Raw genomic sequence first — 19,186 nt, 5'->3', positions numbered from 1 at the left:
AACACGCCGTCCACCCCGGCGTGTTCACCGCTCCCGGCGCCGTGTTCGCCCCTCCGGGCGGCGTGTCGGCCGCTGGGCGTCAGCCGCTGACGTTGTCGGTCGTGACCTCGTCCAGGAAGCGGGCGAGGTTGGCGAGCATCCGCTGCACCCGCTCCTCGAGCGGTGCACGATCGACCGGGTTGTGCACGGCCGGGCGGCGCTTGCCCCGCAGGTACAGCCCACAGGCGAGGTCGGCGCACGCGTAGGTGCCCACGGTGTTGCCCTGCTTACCGGCCGCACCGACCCGCCGGGCCGCGAACAGCGACACGTCCGTCGCCGCGTGGATGGTCCCGCAGAACGCGCACACCGACGACTTCACCGAGCTGCGGTGCTTGGCCGCGGCGCGCAACGCGACACCGACCACCTCGTCACCGTACGGCGCCACGAGATAGGCGTTCTGCTGGGCCTTCGGGTCCCGCCAGCCGAGGAAGTCCACTTCGGACCAGTCGAGTCCGGCCAGCCCCGGCGGCAGTGCCAGCCGCTGCGCCTCCCCCTTGGAGCAGTTGATGAACGACTTGCGGATGCGGGTCTCGTCGAGGGGTTGCACGGCGGGCATCATCCGTCGCACCGCCGTGACCGGGCAAGTCATTTAGGATCGGCTGTGATGAGCACGAAGATCACGTGGCCGGTGCCCGCCCCGGAACTCCCCGGGACCGTCCACCCCGCACTCGCCGCGATGGCCCGGGCCGCCAGCGCGGCCTACGGCGGCGCCCGCCGCCGGCACACGCGCGCCGAGCTGGCCGAGAAGGTCGCCGACGGCGCGGACGGCACCCCGACGATGCGGGTGGACGAGATCGTCGAGGCCGCGATCGCCGAGGAGGCGGGCCGGCACCGCGTGAACCTGCTCAGTGAGGAGGTCGGTTTCGTCGACAACGGTTCCGCGGTCACCCTCGTCGTCGATCCGGTCGACGGTTCCAACAACGCCGCTTCCGGCGTCCCGCTGAGCTGCTTCGGCGGCACCGTCGCCGTCGACGGGCGGGCGACCGAGGCGCTCACCGTGTGGCTGGACACCGGCCGCACCTGGCACGCCCTCGCCGGCGAGCCGGTGCCGTTCCGCACCAGCGGCCGCGCGAGCCTCGACGGCGCGACGGTGAACCTGCTCCGCCCGCATCAGCGCAACGCCGAGGCGTGGCTGCGCGTCGCGGGCCGGGCGCAGCGCGTGCGGATCCTGTCCACCACGGTGCTGGAGTGCGCGCTCGTCGCGGAGGGCTCGGTCGACGCGTTCTGCGACCCGGGCTCGGACACCCACCGCCTGGTGGACCTGGCGACGGCGATGGTCACCGTGCCCGCGGCGGGCGGTGCGGTGATCGACGTGCACGGCCGTCCGCTGGAGATCGACCCGGACCTGACGCGCCGCTGGTCCGGGATCGCCGCCGCGACCCGCGCCCTGGCCGACGAGCTGGCCGCCACCGTGCTCGGCTGAGCACCGGGTCCAATGGCCCTACCGGGTCACGACCACAACGGGTGATCGTGCCAACCGTGACGTTTCCCGTGCGCGAAGGGCCGGTCCCCGCGATGGTCGATCCGTTCGGATTGGAAGTGCTGGGCCGGGAGCAGTGCCTCGAGCTGCTCGCCACCGCCGGGTTCGGGCGCATCGTGTTCACCATGCGCGGCCTGCCCGCGGTCCAGCCGGTCCGCTTCGTGCTGGCCGGCGATGCCGTGTCGTTCGCTGCCCCGGCCGCCGGCCCGCTGTTCGCCGCGGCCAGCGACGGGGTCGTCGCGTTCGAGGCCGACGTCTTCGACCCGGACCTGGAGACCGGCTGGTGGGTGACGGTGCTGGGCCGCGCGCACGCCACCCGGCGGCCGGGCCGCGGGTGGCCCGCGTCGTCCGCGGACGACCGTTGGATCAGGCTGCCGCTCGACGTAGTCTCGGGGCGGCGGCTCAGGAGGTAACGCCGGAGGCACACCCACCGGCGCGCGGCCGCCGGGAGGGCAGCGGTGATCGAACCGGACGCACGCGCGCTCCGCGAAGCCGTCGTCGGGATCGCGGCTGATCTCAGCCTGCCCGGGATCCTCACCAAGGTCGTCACCAGCGCTCGCGTGCTCACCGGCGCCCGGCACGCCGTCGTCGAGGTACCGCACGCCGCGCCGGTCAGCTCCGGCGATCCGGCGCCCGGCGCGGCGCTGGGCGTGCCGCTGGACGCCGGCCGCGGCCGGTTCGGTGAGCTGCGGCTCACCGGCAAGGCGGGCGGCTTCACCGGGGCCGACCGGGAGGTGGTCGCCGCGCTGGCGGCCGCGGCCGGGACGGCGATCGACAACGCGGCCGCGTACGCGCGTACCCGTGCCCGCGAACGCTGGCTGGAGGCCTCGCACGAGGTGACGGCGGCCCTGCTCACCGGCGAGGACCCGCGACGCACGCTGGGTCTGATCGCCGAGCACGCGCGGGCCGTGTCCGGCGCCTCCGCCGCGGCGGTCGCGGTCCCGCGCGAGGACGATCCGCACACGTTGTCCTTCGACGTGGTCGCGGCGGGTGCGGACGCCCCGCCCGGCCTGACCGGCCTGACGGTGCCGCTGCACGGCACGGCCAGCGGTGCGGCGTTCCGGTCCGGCACGCCGGTGGTGGTGCGCGACTACGGACGGTACGTCGCCAGGGAACAGGCCGAGGTCGAGGTGCCCGAGGCGATCAGGGCGCTGGACTCGGCGGTCGCGGTGCCGCTGGTCGTCGGCGGGGAGACGCTGGGCGTGCTGCTGGTCGCGCGGGTCGGCGGCATGCCGCCGTTCACCGACGACGAGGTGGCGCTGGCCCGGACGTTCGCCGGGCACGCCGCGCTGGCGATGGAGTTCGCGCGAGCGGAGGAGGACCGGCAGCGGCTCGCCGTGTTCACCGAACGCGACCGGATCGCCCGCGACCTGCACGACCTGGTCATCCAGCGGCTGTTCGCCACCGGCCTCGGCCTGGAGGGGCTGCGGCCGCTGGTCACGCAGCCCGAGGTCGCCGACCGGCTCACCGGGTTCGTGCACGAGCTGGACCGCACGATCCGGGAGATCCGCAACAGCATCTTCTCCCTCACCCAGCCGGAGGAGCCGGACGGGAGCCTGCGCGCGGAGCTGTTGCGGCTCGCGCAGGACTGCACGTCGGCACTGGGTTTCCCGCCACGCCTGCGGTTCACCGGTCCGGTGGATTCGGCGGTGCCGCCCCAGGTGCGCGTGGACCTGGTGGCGACCGTGCGGGAGGCCCTGGCGAACGTGGCCCGGCACGCGCGGGCCGGGGAGGTGTCGATCGAGGTCGCGGTGGACGGCTCCGGACGGTCGCTGACCCTCACGGTCAGCGACGACGGGATCGGGATCCCGGAGGAGTCCGGACGGCGCAGCGGGCTGGTCAACCTGGGTGAGCGGGCGGCGCGGTGGAGCGGCCGGTGTTCCGTCCGGAGCGGCGGGAAGCGCGGCACCATACTCGTGTGGACGGCCGAACTCGCCGGTGCGGAGGGTGCGTGATGACGATCTCGGTGTTCCTGCTGGACGACCACGAGCTGGTCCGGACCGGCCTGACGACGGTGCTGGAGTCCGAAGGCGACATCCGCGTGGTCGGCGAGGCCGGCACCACCGCCGAGGCGCTGCGGCGGATCCCGGCGCTGTCCCCGGACGTGGCGATCCTCGACGTGCGCCTGCCCGACGGCGAAGGGATCGGGGTGTGCCGCGAGATCCGGGCGTCGATGGAGCCACCGCCGGCGTGCCTGATGCTGACGTCGTACTCCGACGACGAGGCGCTGTTCGGCGCGATCATGGCCGGGGCGGCGGGATACCTGCTGAAGCAGGTGTCGGGCACCGACCTGATCGGGTCGGTGCGGCGGATCGCGGCCGGCGCGTCGCTGCTCGACCCGCAGCTGACCGCAGCGGTCATGGACCGGTTGCGTGGCGGGTCCGGGCCGGCCGATCCCCGGTACACACAGCTCAGCCCGCAGGAGCGGCGGGTGCTGGACCTGATCGCGGACGGTCTGACCAACCGGCAGATCGGCCGGCAGCTGCACCTGGCGGAGAAGACCGTGAAGAACTACGTGTCGGCGGTGCTGCACAAGCTGGGTTTCGCGCGGCGCACGGAAGCCGCGGTCTACGCCACCCGGCGGCGGAACCCGTGAAACAGGGCCGTTGGACCCTGGTCGGCGTGCCCGGCGTCGGTGAAGCTGGCGGAGCCAACAGAAAATTCTCGGCCACGACGGTCGCCGCGAGCTGAGACGACGGGCCGGAGCAGCGACCTCCCACCCTCCCCGCTGCCCCGGCCCACTGTTGTCCGTTGTGGACCGTCAGCGCAACGCCCGCAGTTCCTCCGCCGCACGCAGCACGTCCGCGTACCGCACGTACAACGCGGCCAATCCGAAGCGCAGCACGTCCGGCGGCCGGAAGTCACCGATGACACCGCGGGCGATCAGCTCCCCCATCGTCGCCTTGGCGTCCGGCCGGCGCACGGAGATCTGGTTGCCGCGGGAGCGCGGGGTGACCACCTCGGCATCGGGGACCAGGTCGTCCAGGCACCGCAGGAAGAACTCCCCCAGCGCGAGCCCCTTGGCGCGGACCTGGTCGATCGTCACGTCCTCCCACACGTCCAGCGCCGCGTCCAGGGCCAGCATCGACAGGATGTCCGGCGTCCCGGTGCGGCCGCGCCTGATGCCGGTTCCGCCGGCGTAGGACGGCGTCATCCCGAACGGGTCGGCGTGCCCGGCCCATCCGCTCAGCGGTTGCTCGAACACGTCGAGCCACTTCCGGGCGACGTACAGGAAGGCCGGGGCACCCGGGCCGCCGTTGAGGAACTTGTAGGTGCACCCGACCGCCAGGTCCACGCCGGCGGCGTCCAGCGGCACCGGTACCGCCCCGGCGGAATGACACAGGTCCCACACCGCGAGTGCGCCCGCGGCGTGCACCGCCTCCGTCACCAGAGGCAGGTCGTGCAGCTCGCCGGTCACGTAGTCGACGTGGTTGACCAGCGCGAGCGCGGTTCGCGAGCTGACCGCGGAAGCCATCTCCCGCACCGGTACCCGTCGCACGCGGTGACCGGTCAGCCGCGCGGCGCTCTCGGCGATGTAGCCGTCGGTGGGGAACGTCGCGGCGTCGAGCAGGATTTCCGGCCGATCCGGGTTCAGCCGCACGCCCGCGACCAGAGCCTTGAACAGGTTCACGGTCGTGGAGTCGCCCACCACGACCTGACCGGGTGCGGCTCCGACCAGCGGCGCGATCCGGTCGCCGATCCGCTCCGGAGCGTCCCACCAGCCCTCGTCCCAGGACCGGATGAGCCGCCGGCCCCACTGCTCGCCCACGACCTCCGCCAGCCGCGGGGCCACCCCGCGCGGCGGCGCGCCCAGTGAATTGCCGTCCAGGTAGGACAGATCCGGGTCGACGTCGAACTCGGCGCGCTTCCCGGCGAGCGGGTCCCGCGTGTCCAGTTCGGCCGCTTCGTCTCGCAGCGACATCGTGTCCCTTTCTCTCTATCGCCTGTGTCGGCGGTCACATAGAGTGGTGTCTCCGGGTGGCTCCGGTTGTCTCCGCCAGCCGATCACGAGGAGGTCGCAGTTGACCAGCCAACCGTCCGTCGCCGCGCAGGCCGAGGGCTTGACCATTCCCATGCTCCTCCGTCGCAACGCCGCGGAGTACGGCGAGGCGCCCGCGCTCACGTCGCTGGACGACCCGGACCGCGGGACGCTGACCTGGTCCACCCTCCGCGACGAGATCGCGGCCGTCTCCCGCGGACTGGCGGACCTGGGACTACAGCGGGGCGAGCGGATGCTGATCATGGCGCCGAGCACCCCCGACCACCTGATCGCCGACCTCGCCGCCACCCACCTGGGCGCCATCTCGTGCACGGCGTACGCCACGCTCAGCCCGGACCAGATCTCCTACGTGGCCCGGCACAGCGCGGCCGGAGTGGTCGTGCTGCAGGGAATGGACGAGCTGAAGCGGTGGCAGCAGGTGCTGCACGAGCTGCCGGCCTTGCGCCGCGTCGTGATGATCGACGCGGAGGCGGTGCCGGCGGGCGACGAACGGTTCGTCAGCCTCGCCGAGCTGCGCAAGCGCGGCGCCGAACTCCACCGCGCCGACCCGCGCGTGTTCGAGGACGGCTGGGCCGGGATCCGCCCGGAGGACCCGATCGCGATGATCTACACCTCGGGCACGACCGGCGACCCGAAGGGCGTGGTGCTGTCCCACCACAACGTGATCTTCGAGGCGTATGCCGTGCACGCGCTGCACGAGACCCCGATGCACCCGGCGAACATCGCCTACCTCCCGCTGGCCCACATCGCCGAGCGGGAGATCTCGATCTACATGCCGATCGTCTACGCCGGCCACGTGCACACCCTGGCCGATCCCACGCAGGTCGCGGCGGCGCTCGGCCGCGTCCACCCGCAGGGTTTCTTCGGTGTGCCGCGGGTGTGGGAGAAGATCGCCGCCGGGCTCAAGGCGATGCTGCCGAACCTGCCGGAGGACCGCCGCACCGCGTTGCTGGCGGCCAGCGAGCTGCTCCAGCAGGGCTACCGGCTGCGCAACGCCGGTGCGGAGGTGCCGGACGACCTGGCGGCGAAGATCGCGGAGGCCGACCGGACCGTGCTCGCCCCGGTGCGCACCCTGCTCGGGTTCGACCGGGTGCACTTCTGCGCCAGCGGCGCGGCCGCGCTGCCGGTCGAGGTGCTGTACTTCCTCGCCGGGCTGGGCGTGGAGATCCACGAGGTGTGGGGGTTGTCCGAGACCTCCGGTGCGGTCACGTCGAACTCGGCGAAGGCGTTCCGCGCCGGCAGCGTCGGGCGCGCACTGGCCGACACCGAGATCGAGGTCGCGCCCGACGGTGAACTGCTGGTGCGCGGCCCGCTGGTGTTCATGGGCTACCTGCGGGAGGACGGTTCGATCGCGTCCGCGCTCGACGCCGACGGCTGGTTCCACACCGGCGACATCGGCACGATCGACGCCGACGGCTTCGTCACCATCACCGACCGCAAGAAGGAGCTGATCATCACCTCGGGTGGCAAGAACATCGCCCCGACCCGCATCGAGGGGCTGCTCAAGGAGCACCCGCTGATCGGCCAGGCGGTCGCGATCGGCAACGACAAGCCCTACGTCACCGCGCTGATCGTGCTCGACGACGAGTTCCTGCCGGCGTGGGCCGCCCAGCAGGGCATCGCGGGCGGCGACCCGGTCGTGCTCGCCGGGCACCCGGCCGTGCGCGAGGAGATCCAGCGCGCCGTCGAGTCGGCGAACGCCCGGCTGTCCCGGGTCGAGCAGATCAAGAAGTACCAGGTACTGGCCGAGCCGTGGACGCCGGAGAGTGGTGAGGTCACCCCGACGCTGAAACTCAAGCGCCGGGTGATCAACGACCGCTACGCGGCGGACATCGCCGCGCTCTACACCGCCGACCAGTAGTCGCCGGTACCGGGCGGGGGGCCGTCCCGCACCGAGCGGGCCGGCGGCCCCGCCGCGGGTTCCCGGACCTGCTGCCCTAGGCCGACCGGAGCGGGGTGGTCCACTTGCGGAGCCGGGGCGGGACGCGCTTCTCCAGGCCGTAGGCCTCGAGGTGGGCGCTGAACACCTCGTCGAACGCCTGCCGCACGGTCTCGGTGTCCCACGTCTGCCGCTCCAGGATCGGCGCCTTGAGGTAGGGCTGGCCGACGATGTGCAGCTGCGGCCCGTTGCACCGCACGAGCTGACCGGTGATGCCCTCCGCGCCGTCGCTCAACAGGAACAGCACGACGGGCGCGATCCGCGCCGGCGTCCGATCGGGCGGGCAGTTGCGCAGGGAGCGCTCCGACTTCCAGACCATCCGGGTGTGCGCCAGCGGGCAGACAGCGTTCACCCGGATGCCGCAATCTTCCAAATCCAGTGCCCACGAGTATGTGAGCGATGCCACAGCACCTTTGGTCGCCGCGTAGACGCCGAGCTTGCGCTGACCCAGCGAGGCGCCGGAGGAGATGTTGACGATCGACCCGCCGCGGCCCTGGGCGACCATGGCCTTCACGGCGGCGATCCCGGTGTACATCACGCCCAGGACGTTGACCTCGACCAGTTCGCGGACGTCGTCGAGGTCCTCCTCCCAGGGCAGTGATTCGTAGTTCAGCGCGGCGTTGTTCACCAGGCCGTCGATCGCCCCGAACTCGGCGACGCACAGGTCGACGATCGCCTGGGCCTGCTCCGGATCGGTCACGGTGTGCCCGCTCGCGACCGCGCGGCCGCCGTGCGCCCGGATGTTGGCCGCGGTGCGCTCGGCCAGGTCCGCGTCGACGTCGTTGACGACGACCGCGGCGCCGGCCTGCGCGAGGTGCACCGCGAACGCCTCACCGAGGCCGCGGGCCGCGCCGGTGACCACGACGGCCCGGTCCTGCATCAGCATGTTCATCGGTTTCCACTCCCCACCGGCCAGTCCCCGAGCTCCAGCCCGTCCTCGGCTGTCTCCTGGCCTGTGGGTCCAGTCTCGGCGCACGAACCGCCCCGCGGTCAGCGCGCGCCGACGAACGGTCCACCCACTGCGCCGAACGAGTGACGTCTGATCGGCCGGGCTGACCCCGCCGCCGGTCAGGGGCACCGGAAGGGCCCGCCGTTCGTCGTAACCCAGAAGTAAGAATGCCTACGGCCGTATGGGCGCAATCCCGCGATACGGTCACGCTGTTCCTGTTCGGGCGCGTGTGGTGAGCGGCATACTGATTGTCGCGGGACGTGTCTTTTGGGTGACTGCGGTCACAGGAACGGGGCGGGCAGCGACAGAATCAGTGAGCGCAGGCGGCGACCCGACGAGGGGGAAGTGGGGAGAGGTGTGAAGACCACGACTCGCCCATCCATGGGTGTGGCGCTCGCGAACCGCGAGTTCCGCACGGTGTGGCTGGCCGAGGCACAGTCGGTGCTCGGTGACCAGCTGACCACGGTCGCGCTGGCCCTCACCGTCTACCACCGCACCGGCTCGGCGTTGTGGTCCGCGGTCGCCTACGCGCTCACCTTCCTGCCCGCGCTGGCCGGCGGGCTGGGTCTGGCCCAGCTGGCCGACCGGTATCCGCGCCGCACCATCCTCGTGGTCACCGCGGCGCTGCAGGCCGGCTTCGTCGCCGTCATGGCGATCCCGGGCATGCCGGTCGTGTGGTTGTGCGTGCTGGTCATGCTGGCGCGCCTGGCCGGCGCGCCGTCCAACGCGGCCCAGAACGCGCTGACCCGCGAGATCTTCACTGATGACGAGCTCTACCTGCGCAGCCAGGACATGCGCGGCATCACCACGAACACCACGATGCTGGCCGGCCTGGCGCTGGGCGGCGTGATCGTCACGGCCGCCGGGCCGTCACTGGCCCTGGCACTGGACGCGCTGACGTTCGCGGTCAGCGCACTGGCCCTGCACCACTGGGTGCGCCCGCGGCCGGCCGCGGGGGACGGTGACGGCTCGTGGTTCGGCGCCATCCACTGGGTGGCCGCGCAGCGCAGGCTGCGCGTCCTGCTCGGCCTTTCCTGGCTGGTCGGACTGGCGATGGTGCCCGCGGGCCTGGCCGCCCCGCTGGCGCGCGAGATCGGTGCGCCCGATCAGTCGGTGGGCTGGCTGCTGGCCGCGGACCCGCTCGGGTTCGCGCTGGGCGTGTTCGTCCTGTCCCGCTACGTCTCGGCCTCGTCACGCCGCCGGTCGGTCGGCGTGCTCGCGGTCGTCCCGACGGCACTGCTGCTCGTGTTCGGACTGCGGCCGGAGCTCGTCCTCGCCCTGGGCGTTCTCGCGCTCGCCGGTGCGGCGGGCGCGTACATCATCACCGTCGGGGCCACGTTCATCACGTGGGTGCCCAATGAGCTCCGCGGCGGAGCCGGCGGTCTGTACCGGACCGGCCTGCGGGTCGCGCAGGGCGTCGGTGTGGCGTTCGGCGGTCTGCTCGCGCAGTGGTCGGGTACGGCGACCACGGCGATCATGATCGCGGGCGCGGCCGGGGTGGTCCTCGGCGTTCCCCTCGCCGTGGCGTGGGGACGAGTGCTGGGCACGGACAGCGATGCGACCGGCACGGACTGACAGCAGCGCGTCCATTCGGAAGATCGGAAGTCTCAGAAGTCACGGTCACGCACGATCATTCACCTCCCGTTTTTCGGGCCGACACAATGACAAATCCACAACGGCTCAGAAGTCGCGGTCGCGCACGACGAACACCTCTTCCACGGGACCGAAAACGAAAACGATTCACAACCCAGGATCAGAAGTCGCGGTCAGACACGAGGAACACCTCCATTCGGTGCCTGTGGTCCGGACGCGTCGCGTCGGTACGGCCGCTCCTGGCGGAGGTACGCGTCGCATCGCGTGCGGTGAGATGATACCCGTTGATGGAAAGTACCCGGCGTCGTTCCGGGCACCGCAAAGTTACCCGGCGGCAGTACTCGATGTCGAGGGAAGGTGAGCCGGTGCCTCTGCCGCACACGCGTCGGCGATCGCCTACACTGCACGGCGATCCGGACCTCAGGGAGGGCGTTCCGGTCATCGAGGAGCAGAATTCGGTGCCCCGCCAGTCCGCGCCCGTGCGAGCGGAGGCGAACACAAAGAGTGATGCGTCGAACACACGGCGCGCCATGATGCCCCGCAATTGGGCATTGTGGCGCCGACCGAAGCGTTTCGTCGTTTTCCTGATCGTCTCCGAACTGATTGCGGTCGCGTGGCTCGCGATCGCATTCGTGAACGCGAGCGCGCCGAGCGTCCTGGATTGGCTGCGGTTCGCGATTCTCACCGCGGGCGCGACGGCGCACATTCAGCTGACCCGGCGGCAGGAAGAACGGCGGCGAAATGCCGGCGGCCGGGTGCTGATCGACCTCACCGCCGTGTGGATCGTTCCGGCCGCGATTATTCTCCCGGTACCGTTGACGATCTTGGTCGTCGGTCTGGTCCGGGCACAGCGCTGGTTCGTCGCCCGGCGGCCCGCACACAACTTCGTCTACTCCACCGTGGCCCACATGCTGGCGGCGTCCCTGGCGCACCAGGTGTTCGTGGCGCTGGGCCCGCACGACTGGGGCGCGCTGGGCATCGGCGGGTCGCTGGTGGAGTTCGCCTGGATGCTGGTGGCCGGCCTGGTCTACGAAGGGGTCCAGATCGTCTACATCGGCACCGTGATCGCGCTCGCCGCGCCGGAGAACGCGAACGCGCGGACGGTGCTGGGCAGCCCGGCGGACAACGTGCTGGAGGCGATCACGATCGGTCTCGGGGCGGTGACGGCCATCCTGCTGGTGATCATGCCCCCGGCGGTCGCGATCATGGCCGTGGTGACGGTGGTGTTCAACCGGCTCGCCGAGATCGAGCAGTTGCAGGCGGACGTGCGGACGGACCCGAAGACGCAGGTGGCGAACATGCGCGGGTGGACCGAGTCGGCCGAGCGGGCGCTGAGCCGGGCCTCCAAAGCGGCCGATCCGGTGGCGATCCTGATGATCGACCTGGACCACTTCAAGTGGATCAACGACACGTTCGGCCATCCCGCGGGTGACGACGTGCTGCGGAACCTGGCGCAGCTGCTGGACGAGGTGACGCGCCCGAGCGACGTGGTCGGGCGGTTCGGCGGCGAGGAGTTCCTGGTGCTGTTACCGGGCACCGATCAGGCGGCGGCGACGGTGGCCGGGGAGCGCATCCGCGCGGCGGTGGCGGCGCTGCGGATCAGGACGACGAACAAGCGCGGGGAGTGGACGCTGGTGTCCGAACGGACGGCCTCCATCGGGGTCGCGGTGTTCCCCGAGCACGGTGACAGCCTGCCGGGCCTGATGCAGGCGGCCGACGCGGCCGTCTACGAGGCGAAGGAGAGCGGACGCAACCAGGTCCGCATCGCCCGCCCCCCACAGCCCCCGGCGAGCCCCCCTCGCGAAGCGAAGCACGCCAGCCACTGACCCGCGCTTCCGCGCTCTGCGGCCGCCTCCCGCACCCTGGTGCAACCTGCCCGCGCCACCCGGCCCGGCCGCCCTCGCCACGCCTCGGCCGCCGAACACACCAATCCGCGCAATGCACCCAGCCCGGAACGTCACCCCGGCCCCGGGCCCTCACCACTCACGCCCCGCACCCGCGAAAGCGCGGCCATCACCGCCAGAAGCCCAGCCCGGCACCCCACCGGTCCCCAACACCCCCTCGTACCACTGGCCCACTCGCGCGCACCCGAAAGACCGCATCCGCCGCGACACGACATGTCCACTCGCACGCCCCGACCGCAGGCCAGCCGGTCACACCCCGCCTGACCAGGCACTTCACCGCGGAGAGGAACCCCAGCGCCCCCACCCGGCATCCGTAACCCACTAGAGTGACCCGCTCAAGGAACCACGATCAGGGGTTTCCCTGGTGGCCGCCACGGCCGCTCCCCTGCCACCCTGGGAGGCGATGATCACTCCGGCGACCTTCACCGACCACCCGCCCGGCGCCCGGCCGGCGCCACGGGTGCGCCGCCGCCTGGCCACCTCCGCCTGGCTGCTGGTGCTGTCGCTGGCCGTCCTCACCTTCGGGTTCGTCGCGTCCCGCCCGGACACCCCGCCGGACCAGGGGCCGCCCACCGGCGGCGCCCTCGCGGCACAGCAGGCGATCGAGGCGCTGGTCCACCCGGGTCCGCAGCCGACCGCCCTGGCCTTGTTGCCGAAGGACTTCACCCGGGTCACCGGCGTCGTCCCCGGCCAGACGCAGGCGCGCGACGGCACGGTCCGCGCCGTCCACACCGACGGCGGCTGCTCCACGCCCTGGGGAGACGACAACACCAAGTGGGACTACGCGGTCCCGTGCAAGGCGCACGACCTGGGCTACGACCTCCTCCGCTACGCCGCCGCGGTCGGGCACCCACTCGGCCCGGACATCCGCGCGGCCCTCGACCAGCGGCTGTCCACGGACATGCACGCGACCTGCGGCATCAACCCGATGGGCTCGCCGCGCACGTGCCGCCTCGTGGCAAGCCTCTACTCCGCCGGCCTCGTCGTGAACTCCTGGCACCAGCGCTGGGGACCGCCGGTGGGCGACCCGATCGGCCCGCTCCTCGCCGGGGTCGCGGTCATCGCGTGCCTGCTGGTCTTCCGTCTCCGCGGCTGGCTCCAGCAGCGGCACGTTCGTGCCCCGGCGCCCGCGCCCGTCGCGCCGGCGCCGTTGTCGCCGTGGGTCACGCTCGCGGTGGGCAGTCTCGTGCTGCTGATCCTCGGCGAATCCGCGATCGCACTGGCGCGGTGGGCCGGCGCCGGCCCGGGCTGGCTGTGGCCGTTCACCTGGCTGGCGCAGCTGGCCCCGGTGTTCTTCTTCGCCGGAGGCCGCGCGAACGCGGCGGGATGGCGCGCGACCCTGGACAGCGGCGGCGGGTACCGGCAGTACCTGGCCCACCGGGCCAGCGGGCTCCTCCGTCCGGCCCTGATCTTCGTCGTCGTGGCCCTGCTCGTCCCTCTGGCGCTCGAACTGCTGGGCATCCCCGAGGGCACCAACGCGGCGATCATGCGCATCGCGCTGCACCCGCTGTGGTTGCTGGGCGTCTACCTGCTCACCGTGGTCGCGACCCCGCTGATGCTCGCCCTGCACCGCCGCGCCGCCGTGGCCTCGGTCGCCGGCCTGGTCGTGCTCGTCGGGCTGGCCGAGCTGGCCGCCCACGCCCTGGGCTCGGCCGTCCCGCACTACCTCGCGGCGTTCGCCCTGGCCCTGCTCGCCCAGCAGGTCGCATTCGGCCGGATCCACACCACCCACCGCCTGGTGCCGGCCGCTGTCCTCGCGGCGGGCGTCACCGGACTGGTCCTGCTCACGACGGTCGGCGGGGTCAGCCGCGACCTCCTCGGCGCACCCGGCGCGCCGCCCGCGCTGTCCGCGCCGGCCCTGCCGGTCCTGCTGCTCGGCGCCGCCCAGATCGCCCTGCTCGGGCTGGCCGCGAAACCGATCGCCCGGCTCGCCGCCCGCTTCGCGGGTGCGGCGCGAGTGGCGCTGCGCGCGCCGATGAGCCTGTACCTCGGGTTCCTGGCGGCGATGCTGCTGGTCGTCGCGCTGGTCTACCTGCCGGACCACCCGTCGGCGATCCTGACCTGGCTCGCCGACCCCCGCACCTGGGTCGCACTGGCGCTGCTCGCCGTGCCGGCGGTCATGGTGTTCTGGTGGTTCGAGCGCCACCCCCGCGGGGCCGTTCCGGTCCTGGGCACCCCCGGTGCGGCAGGCTGGCAGGCCCACGCGGCAACGGTGCTGGGCACCGGGTTCGCGGTGGTCGGGCTGTTCGGCTTCGCGCTGACGCGGTTCGGCGGGGACCACGGCACGATCGTCGGATTGCCCGTTGACCCGATTCAGAACCTTATCCAGCTGCTGATCGGGGTATTCCTGCTGCACACGGTGCGGACAGGGTTCAGCGCGGCGCGCAGCACGTGGGTCGTGACGGGGCTGGCGTGCGTCCCGGCGTTGCTGGAAGCACCGGACGCGGTGACGATGGTGGTACACGGCGTAACAGCCCTGGTCGCGCTCGCGGCGGTGGCCAGCACCCTCGTTCCTGCGAAGGCGGTGGTGCAGAACACGTAACCGAGTGTTGTGAGCCACTTCGCGCGGGCCGTGTGCGACGCTACGGCCAAGTAGGTGGACGACGGTCACGAGAGGAGTACCTGGCGTGGACGACCCGCGGAACGAACGTGGGACCGGCCGGCCCGCTCGGCCGCGTCAGCCGCGCCAGATCGACGCCCGCCATGAAGGCCCCGTCCGGCGCACCCCGGGCGAACGGACCTCGGCCGGACGCCCTCCCGCCGATCGTGCCGGCCGGCCCGCCGGCAACCGGACCTCCGCGGGCCGCCCACCGGCGAGCCGCGCGGGGCGGCCACCCGCCTCCCGGGACCGGGCGGCGCCCGCACCGGTCCGCCGCCGCCCACCGCCCCCGCTGCCACGGAAACCGCACCAGCCGCACCGCGGCGCAAAAATCGCCGTCGGACTGGTGTCCTTGCTGGTCATGAGCCTGACCGGGTACGCGTGGGCCGCGATGCAGGGTCTGGTCAGCGGGCTGACCACCACCGATGTCATCGACGGCAACAAGCCCGCCGACGGGGCCCGCGACATCCTCCTGGTCGGCATGGACAGCCGCACGGACGCGCAGGGCAACCCGCTGCCCGAGGACCTCCTCGCCCAGCTCCGCGCCGGAGTCTCCGACGGCGAGGAGAACACCGATACCCTGATCCTCGTCCACATCCCCAACGACGGCAGCAAAGCCGTCGCGATCTCCCTGCCCCGCGACTCCTACGTCACCATCCCGGGCTTCGGCAAGCACAAGATCAACTCCGCGTACGCGCGCGCGAAGGCGGCGGAACGCAAGAAGCTGCAGGACGAGGGCCAGACGGACAGCAAGTCCATCGAGGTGCAGAGCAACCAGGCCGGGGCGCGGACGCTCATCCAGACCGTCGAGCAGCTCACCGGCTCCACGATCGACAACTACGCCTCGGTCAACCTGCTCGGCTTCTCCGAGATCACCCAGGCCATCGGCGGCGTGGACGTGTGCCTCAAGGACAACGTCGACGACCCGTACTCGGGCGCGAAGTTCACCAAGGGCCAGCACACGATCTCCGGTGTGGAGGCGCTGGAGTTCGTCCGCCAGCGGCACGGGCTGCCGCGCGGTGACCTCGACCGCGTCGTGCGCCAGCAGGTGTTCATGGCCGGGATGGCGCGCAAGGTGCTCTCCGCGGGCACCCTCGCCGACCCGGGCAAGCTGAGCAGCCTCGCGGACGCGGTCAAGAAGTCGGTCGTGCTCAACCAGGGCTGGGACATCATCGGGTTCGCCCAGCAGATGAAGGGCCTCACCGGCGGCCAGCTGGAGTTCCGCACCATCCCGGTCGTCAACATGGACTACAACACCCCGGAGGACGGCCAGGCAATCCAGGTCGACCCGGCCCAGATCCGCCAGTTCGTGAGCGGCACGACCGGGGAGTCCCAGACCGCCCAGCCCACCGGCGGCGGACCGGCGAAATCGGCGACCACGGTGGACGTCCGGAACGGCACCGGCCGTGCTGGTCTGGCGTCGACGGTCCTGCAGACCCTCACCGGCAAGGGCTACACCGGCGGCCAGACCTCCAACACCACCGCCCGCAAGACCACCGTGGTCCGCTACCCCGCGGGCGGCCAGGCGGCGGCCCAGGAGGTCGCCGACGCGCTGGGGTCGGGGGCGACGATCGAACAGGACCCGACGGTGGCCGGCGGTCACGTCGTCGTGCTCATCGGCAACGACTATTCGGCCTCGTCGAACCGGGTAGCGCAGCAGGCGGCGGCCGCGCCACCGACGAGCCCGGCGCCGGCCCCGGGCGACGACCAGCCGATCACCGCCAACGGCATCACCTGCGTCAACTGACCACCCCGGTGAGACACCCACTTCCGGGTTAGCCCGTTCGGTCTAATAACGGGGCTCAACGACACCGAGTTGGCAAAGTCGCGTAAGGAATCCGCGTTCAGCGACTTTCATACCCGTGAACACCACTGAAATCCGACCGGGCGTACCAGGGCAGGGGTGCGGCGCGCCGCAAGGTCAGAGCAGGGGACGGGGAGTGCACATCGACAATGACCTCTACCAGCGAGTCCTGGGGGAGGAACTTCGCAAGCTGCGCCGGCGCCGGGGCTGGACGCGCAAGGAGCTGAACCAGCACCTGCAGAGCGACATCTCACTGCAAACGCTCGCGACCTACGAGCTGGGCACGCGGCAGTGCTCGGTGGTGCGGCTGGTGGAGCTGTGCCTGGCGATGGACGAGCTGCCGCAGGATCTGCTCGCCCGCGTGCACCGGCGGGTGTTCGCCGACGAACCGGGCAAAGTGCGGCTGGACCTGGCCCACATCGTCGCCGACGACCGGACCGAGCTGCTGCCCCTGCGCCGCTGGGCGGAGGACCGGCTGCGCCAGCCCAGCGCCCCGCGCGAGGTACGGCTGGACCGCTCCGCGATGACGTGGATGGCGCAGCTATGCGGTCTCACGGTTCCCGAACTGCTGGAGCGCCTGCACACCATCGCCGGTGTCGAAGACGACTAGGACATCCGCCCCGCCTTGGTGATCAGCTGCGCCGTCGCGGCACACTCCGCGACGGCGCACGCGGGGGACCCCCGCCGACGCCGTCGCACGTCCACCGGGGACGACACGTATCAGCCGTCGAGCGGGCTCACCCGCGACGGGTGTCAAATCCGCCCTGGTGTCCACATCGGACCGGGGCGGGCCGGCCGGCGCAGCAGGCGGACGGCCGGTCGAACGCCTCGCGCACCGCGGCGAGCAACACCTGGGCGAGATCCCCGGGCAGGCCCGGGCTGCGGTCACCACGCCGATCAGGCTTTCCGCGCGTGGGCGGCGGAGGCCGCGTGGCAGGTCCTGGTGATGACGAGCGCAGCGCGCCCGGATGGTGCAGCCACCGGCGGACCGGAGCGGGCGCTTCTCGGCATCCGGCGGCCGCTGGAGCGGCGTTCCCGGCGCACGGGCGGCGGCAGTCGTTCAGCTCTATGCTGTTGCCGCTGGTCAGAGCTTGACTGTGGGCCCGGAGAGACTCGAACTCTCACTGGCATGGACCTAAACCATGTGCCTCTGCCAATTGGGCTACGGGCCCCGACCGCCCCAGCCTATCGTCCGGGCGCGGTACGGCGTGGCCGGTGCCGCCCGTCCGAGGCGGTGATCTACGGTTGTGCCCTGCGAAGGTGAGGAGGACCTGTGGCTCGCGACCCGGACACCATCGAGCGGGAGATCGTGAAGGCCCGCGAAGCGCTCGCGTCGACGCTGGATCAGCTGGGCGAGAAGGCCAGCCCCAAGCGGCTGGCCGACAACGCCAAGACGACCGTGCGCGCCAAGCTCGACGACCCCAGGGTCAAGTTCCCGTTGATCGGGGTGGGCGCGCTCGTGGCGACGCTGTTGCTGCGCAAGCTCTTCCGCTGAGGTCTCAGGCCCGCGCGGCCGGCGTCGTCGCCGCCGCGGTCACCTTGACCGACGAGGTGGCCGCCGGCACCGGCGGCGCCGGCCGGGCGGCCGTCAGGGCGTCCCCGATGTCCGCGGTGAGCTTCGCCTTCGGCTTCTTGTCCGGCTTGGGCGCCGGCTGCTCTGGTACGTCAGCCGGTGCCTCCGCCGTAGTCGCCGCCGCAGCCGGTTTCGGAACGTCGACGGGTGCCGCTTCCGGCCGGGTCAGCCGCGCGGTCATGTACGCCGCGGTGAACTCCAGCGCACTCCCGTTGAGCAGGTGGACGACGGTGGCCCCCTTCGCCACCTCGCCCAGCTCCTCGACGAACTGGTCGACCCGGTCCCGCGCCGCGATGATGCCGGGCGCCCGCGCGGTCAGACTCCTGCCCTGACCGGTTACGGTGACCGCCCAGTCGTCGTCCTCCTGCACGTAGATCGCCGTGATCGGTACCGCCATGAGTCTCACACCCCTGCCGCTCTCGGCTGCAACTCCACTGTGAGGGAGCACTCCGAAGCCCCGTCATGACGCCGATCGCGTTCATCCGATCGGGGGTGCTTCTGCCGCCATTCGCTTAACGCTCTGTCAGCTTCTATCGATACATCAACAGAACTCTGCGTGACAAGTTCTGGGCGGAAATGTGCGATGCGTGACGACCAGATGGAGCAACCAGCTGCGCAAACGTCTGATCACTGAGCGCGAGGAGCCAGGCCGGACCACAGCACTTCCATGGCGAGATCCGTCGCCAGATCGGGTGTCACCTCGTCGTGCTTTTCGCACCAGATCGCCAGGCGCTCGCTCGCGCCCACCACCAGTTCGGCCGCGGCGTCGAGCACCAGCGCTCCCGCCCCGGCATCGAAGTACCGCGCCATGAGCTTCGCGATGAGGTCCGTCTGCTGCCGCCGCGTCGCCTCCAGCGCTTCGGAGGCGGAGGTGCCGATCAGCGCCAGCTCGTGCCGCAGCAACGACCAGCCCTGCCGGCGCTCGCGGGCGAACACGAAGAACGCCCGCAGTCCGCTGCGCAGCGCCGCGCGGGCATCGGTACTGCCCTCGACCGCGCGCTCGGTCACCTCGCGCAGCTCCGCCCTGGCCTGCGCGACGCACGCGAGCAGCAACCCCTCCTTGGAGTGGAAGTACTCATAAAGCATCGGCTTGGACACGCCCACCCGCTCGGCGATCTCGTCCATCGACGCCGCGGCGAACCCGCGCTCGGCGAACACGGCCTCCGCGACCTCGAGCATCTGCTGTTCGCGCTGAGCTCGCGGCATGCGCCGGCGGCGCGTCGGCCCGGTCATGAAACTGACTCTACCGGAAGTAACCTACTCCAAGTAAGATGGACTCGCGGTAACACCTAATGCTCAGTGTGGA

The 19,186-nt window shown here is 71.8% G+C and carries 16 protein-coding genes and 1 tRNA gene; 11 read left to right on the top strand and 6 right to left on the bottom strand.

The window, feature by feature from the left end:
• Positions 1-79 precede the first annotated feature (79 nt).
• Entirely contained in the window at positions 80-595 is a 516-nt protein-coding gene (locus tag FHX45_RS21715; protein WP_243870021.1) for an FBP domain-containing protein, read from the bottom strand.
• A 48-nt stretch (positions 596-643) separates the two neighbouring features.
• Here FHX45_RS21715 and FHX45_RS21710 point away from each other — a divergent pair, with 48 nt between their 5' ends.
• Genes FHX45_RS21710 through FHX45_RS21695 form a run of 4 tightly spaced genes read left to right on the top strand, consistent with a single transcriptional unit; the run spans position 644 to position 4,115 of the window.
• Entirely contained in the window at positions 644-1,462 is an 819-nt protein-coding gene (locus tag FHX45_RS21710) for an inositol monophosphatase family protein (protein WP_167105045.1), read from the top strand.
• 56 nt (positions 1,463-1,518) lie between these two features.
• Entirely contained in the window at positions 1,519-1,932 is a 414-nt protein-coding gene (locus FHX45_RS21705) for a pyridoxamine 5'-phosphate oxidase family protein (RefSeq protein WP_341771559.1), read from the top strand.
• Positions 1,933-1,977: 45 nt separating this feature from the next.
• Positions 1,978-3,474: a GAF domain-containing protein gene (locus tag FHX45_RS21700; RefSeq protein WP_167105039.1), complete on the top strand. Its 1,497-nt coding sequence runs from the start codon at positions 1,978-1,980 to the stop codon at positions 3,472-3,474.
• Complete coding sequence (locus tag FHX45_RS21695; RefSeq protein ID WP_167105036.1) at positions 3,474-4,115, top strand: response regulator; 642 nt, start codon at positions 3,474-3,476, stop codon at positions 4,113-4,115. Before FHX45_RS21700 ends, FHX45_RS21695 begins: the two co-directional genes overlap by 1 nt.
• Before the next feature lie 165 nt (positions 4,116-4,280).
• Here FHX45_RS21695 and FHX45_RS21690 read toward each other — a convergent pair whose 3' ends face one another.
• Complete coding sequence (locus tag FHX45_RS21690) at positions 4,281-5,441, bottom strand: kynureninase (RefSeq protein WP_167105033.1); 1,161 nt, start codon at positions 5,439-5,441, stop codon at positions 4,281-4,283.
• A gap of 151 nt (positions 5,442-5,592) precedes the next feature.
• On the opposite strand from FHX45_RS21690, the gene FHX45_RS21685 reads away from it, so the two are divergent.
• A complete protein-coding gene (locus FHX45_RS21685) occupies positions 5,593-7,380 on the top strand; it encodes an AMP-dependent synthetase/ligase (protein WP_167109296.1) in 1,788 nt (595 codons plus the stop codon).
• 76 nt (positions 7,381-7,456) lie between these two features.
• Here the strand turns inward: FHX45_RS21685 and FHX45_RS21680 are convergent, their stop codons facing one another.
• Positions 7,457-8,350, bottom strand: a complete 894-nt coding sequence (locus tag FHX45_RS21680) for an SDR family NAD(P)-dependent oxidoreductase (RefSeq protein ID WP_167105030.1) — start codon at positions 8,348-8,350, stop codon at positions 7,457-7,459.
• Between the two features lie 438 nt (positions 8,351-8,788).
• Between FHX45_RS21680 and FHX45_RS21675 the strand changes: the two genes are divergently transcribed.
• The 5 genes from FHX45_RS21675 (at position 8,789) to FHX45_RS21655 (ending at position 16,917) form a co-directional block, all read left to right on the top strand.
• Positions 8,789-9,982, top strand: coding sequence for an MFS transporter (locus tag FHX45_RS21675; RefSeq protein ID WP_167109294.1), 1,194 nt, complete (start codon positions 8,789-8,791; stop codon positions 9,980-9,982).
• A gap of 551 nt (positions 9,983-10,533) precedes the next feature.
• Complete coding sequence (locus tag FHX45_RS21670) at positions 10,534-11,826, top strand: GGDEF domain-containing protein (RefSeq protein WP_167109292.1); 1,293 nt, start codon at positions 10,534-10,536, stop codon at positions 11,824-11,826.
• A gap of 481 nt (positions 11,827-12,307) precedes the next feature.
• Positions 12,308-14,446 (top strand): phospholipase A2 family protein, encoded by a 2,139-nt coding sequence (locus FHX45_RS21665; RefSeq protein ID WP_167105027.1) that lies wholly within the window; start codon positions 12,308-12,310, stop codon positions 14,444-14,446.
• Positions 14,447-14,531: 85 nt separating this feature from the next.
• Positions 14,532-16,250: an LCP family protein gene (locus FHX45_RS21660; RefSeq protein ID WP_481726003.1), complete on the top strand. Its 1,719-nt coding sequence runs from the start codon at positions 14,532-14,534 to the stop codon at positions 16,248-16,250.
• Between the two features lie 193 nt (positions 16,251-16,443).
• Positions 16,444-16,917 (top strand): helix-turn-helix domain-containing protein, encoded by a 474-nt coding sequence (locus FHX45_RS21655; protein WP_167105024.1) that lies wholly within the window; start codon positions 16,444-16,446, stop codon positions 16,915-16,917.
• A 488-nt stretch (positions 16,918-17,405) separates the two neighbouring features.
• Here the strand turns inward: FHX45_RS21655 and FHX45_RS21650 are convergent.
• Positions 17,406-17,479: transfer RNA gene (locus FHX45_RS21650), tRNA-Leu, on the bottom strand.
• 101 nt (positions 17,480-17,580) lie between these two features.
• Here FHX45_RS21650 and FHX45_RS21645 point away from each other — a divergent pair.
• Positions 17,581-17,802: a DUF3618 domain-containing protein gene (locus FHX45_RS21645; RefSeq protein WP_167105021.1), complete on the top strand. Its 222-nt coding sequence runs from the start codon at positions 17,581-17,583 to the stop codon at positions 17,800-17,802.
• A 4-nt stretch (positions 17,803-17,806) separates the two neighbouring features.
• On the opposite strand, the gene FHX45_RS21640 is transcribed toward FHX45_RS21645, so the two are convergent.
• Positions 17,807-18,277, bottom strand: a complete 471-nt coding sequence (locus FHX45_RS21640; RefSeq protein WP_167105018.1) for a hypothetical protein — start codon at positions 18,275-18,277, stop codon at positions 17,807-17,809.
• Between the two features lie 230 nt (positions 18,278-18,507).
• Complete coding sequence (locus FHX45_RS21635; protein WP_167109290.1) at positions 18,508-19,059, bottom strand: TetR/AcrR family transcriptional regulator; 552 nt, start codon at positions 19,057-19,059, stop codon at positions 18,508-18,510.
• Positions 19,060-19,186 lie beyond the last annotated feature (127 nt).

Origin of the sequence: Amycolatopsis granulosa, assembly GCF_011758745.1 — a bacterium.
GTDB classification, from domain to species: domain Bacteria; phylum Actinomycetota; class Actinomycetes; order Mycobacteriales; family Pseudonocardiaceae; genus Amycolatopsis_E; species Amycolatopsis_E granulosa.
Note: the sequence above shows the minus strand (reverse complement) of the source record. Positions and strands in the feature narration are given on the sequence as shown.

Coding starts and splice junctions, on each gene's coding strand:
- FHX45_RS21640 (WP_167105018.1), bottom strand. CDS start 18,277: ATGGCGGTACCGATCACGGCGATCTACGTGCAGGAGGACGACGACTGG.
- FHX45_RS21710 (WP_167105045.1), top strand. CDS start 644: ATGAGCACGAAGATCACGTGGCCGGTGCCCGCCCCGGAACTCCCCGGG.
- FHX45_RS21695 (WP_167105036.1), top strand. CDS start 3,474: ATGACGATCTCGGTGTTCCTGCTGGACGACCACGAGCTGGTCCGGACC.
- FHX45_RS21685 (WP_167109296.1), top strand. CDS start 5,593: ATGCTCCTCCGTCGCAACGCCGCGGAGTACGGCGAGGCGCCCGCGCTC.
- FHX45_RS21690 (WP_167105033.1), bottom strand. CDS start 5,441: ATGTCGCTGCGAGACGAAGCGGCCGAACTGGACACGCGGGACCCGCTC.
- FHX45_RS21670 (WP_167109292.1), top strand. CDS start 10,534: ATGCCCCGCAATTGGGCATTGTGGCGCCGACCGAAGCGTTTCGTCGTT.
- FHX45_RS21675 (WP_167109294.1), top strand. CDS start 8,789: ATGGGTGTGGCGCTCGCGAACCGCGAGTTCCGCACGGTGTGGCTGGCC.
- FHX45_RS21635 (WP_167109290.1), bottom strand. CDS start 19,059: ATGCTCGAGGTCGCGGAGGCCGTGTTCGCCGAGCGCGGGTTCGCCGCG.
- FHX45_RS21715 (WP_243870021.1), bottom strand. CDS start 595: ATGCCCGCCGTGCAACCCCTCGACGAGACCCGCATCCGCAAGTCGTTC.
- FHX45_RS21680 (WP_167105030.1), bottom strand. CDS start 8,350: ATGAACATGCTGATGCAGGACCGGGCCGTCGTGGTCACCGGCGCGGCC.
- FHX45_RS21665 (WP_167105027.1), top strand. CDS start 12,308: ATGATCACTCCGGCGACCTTCACCGACCACCCGCCCGGCGCCCGGCCG.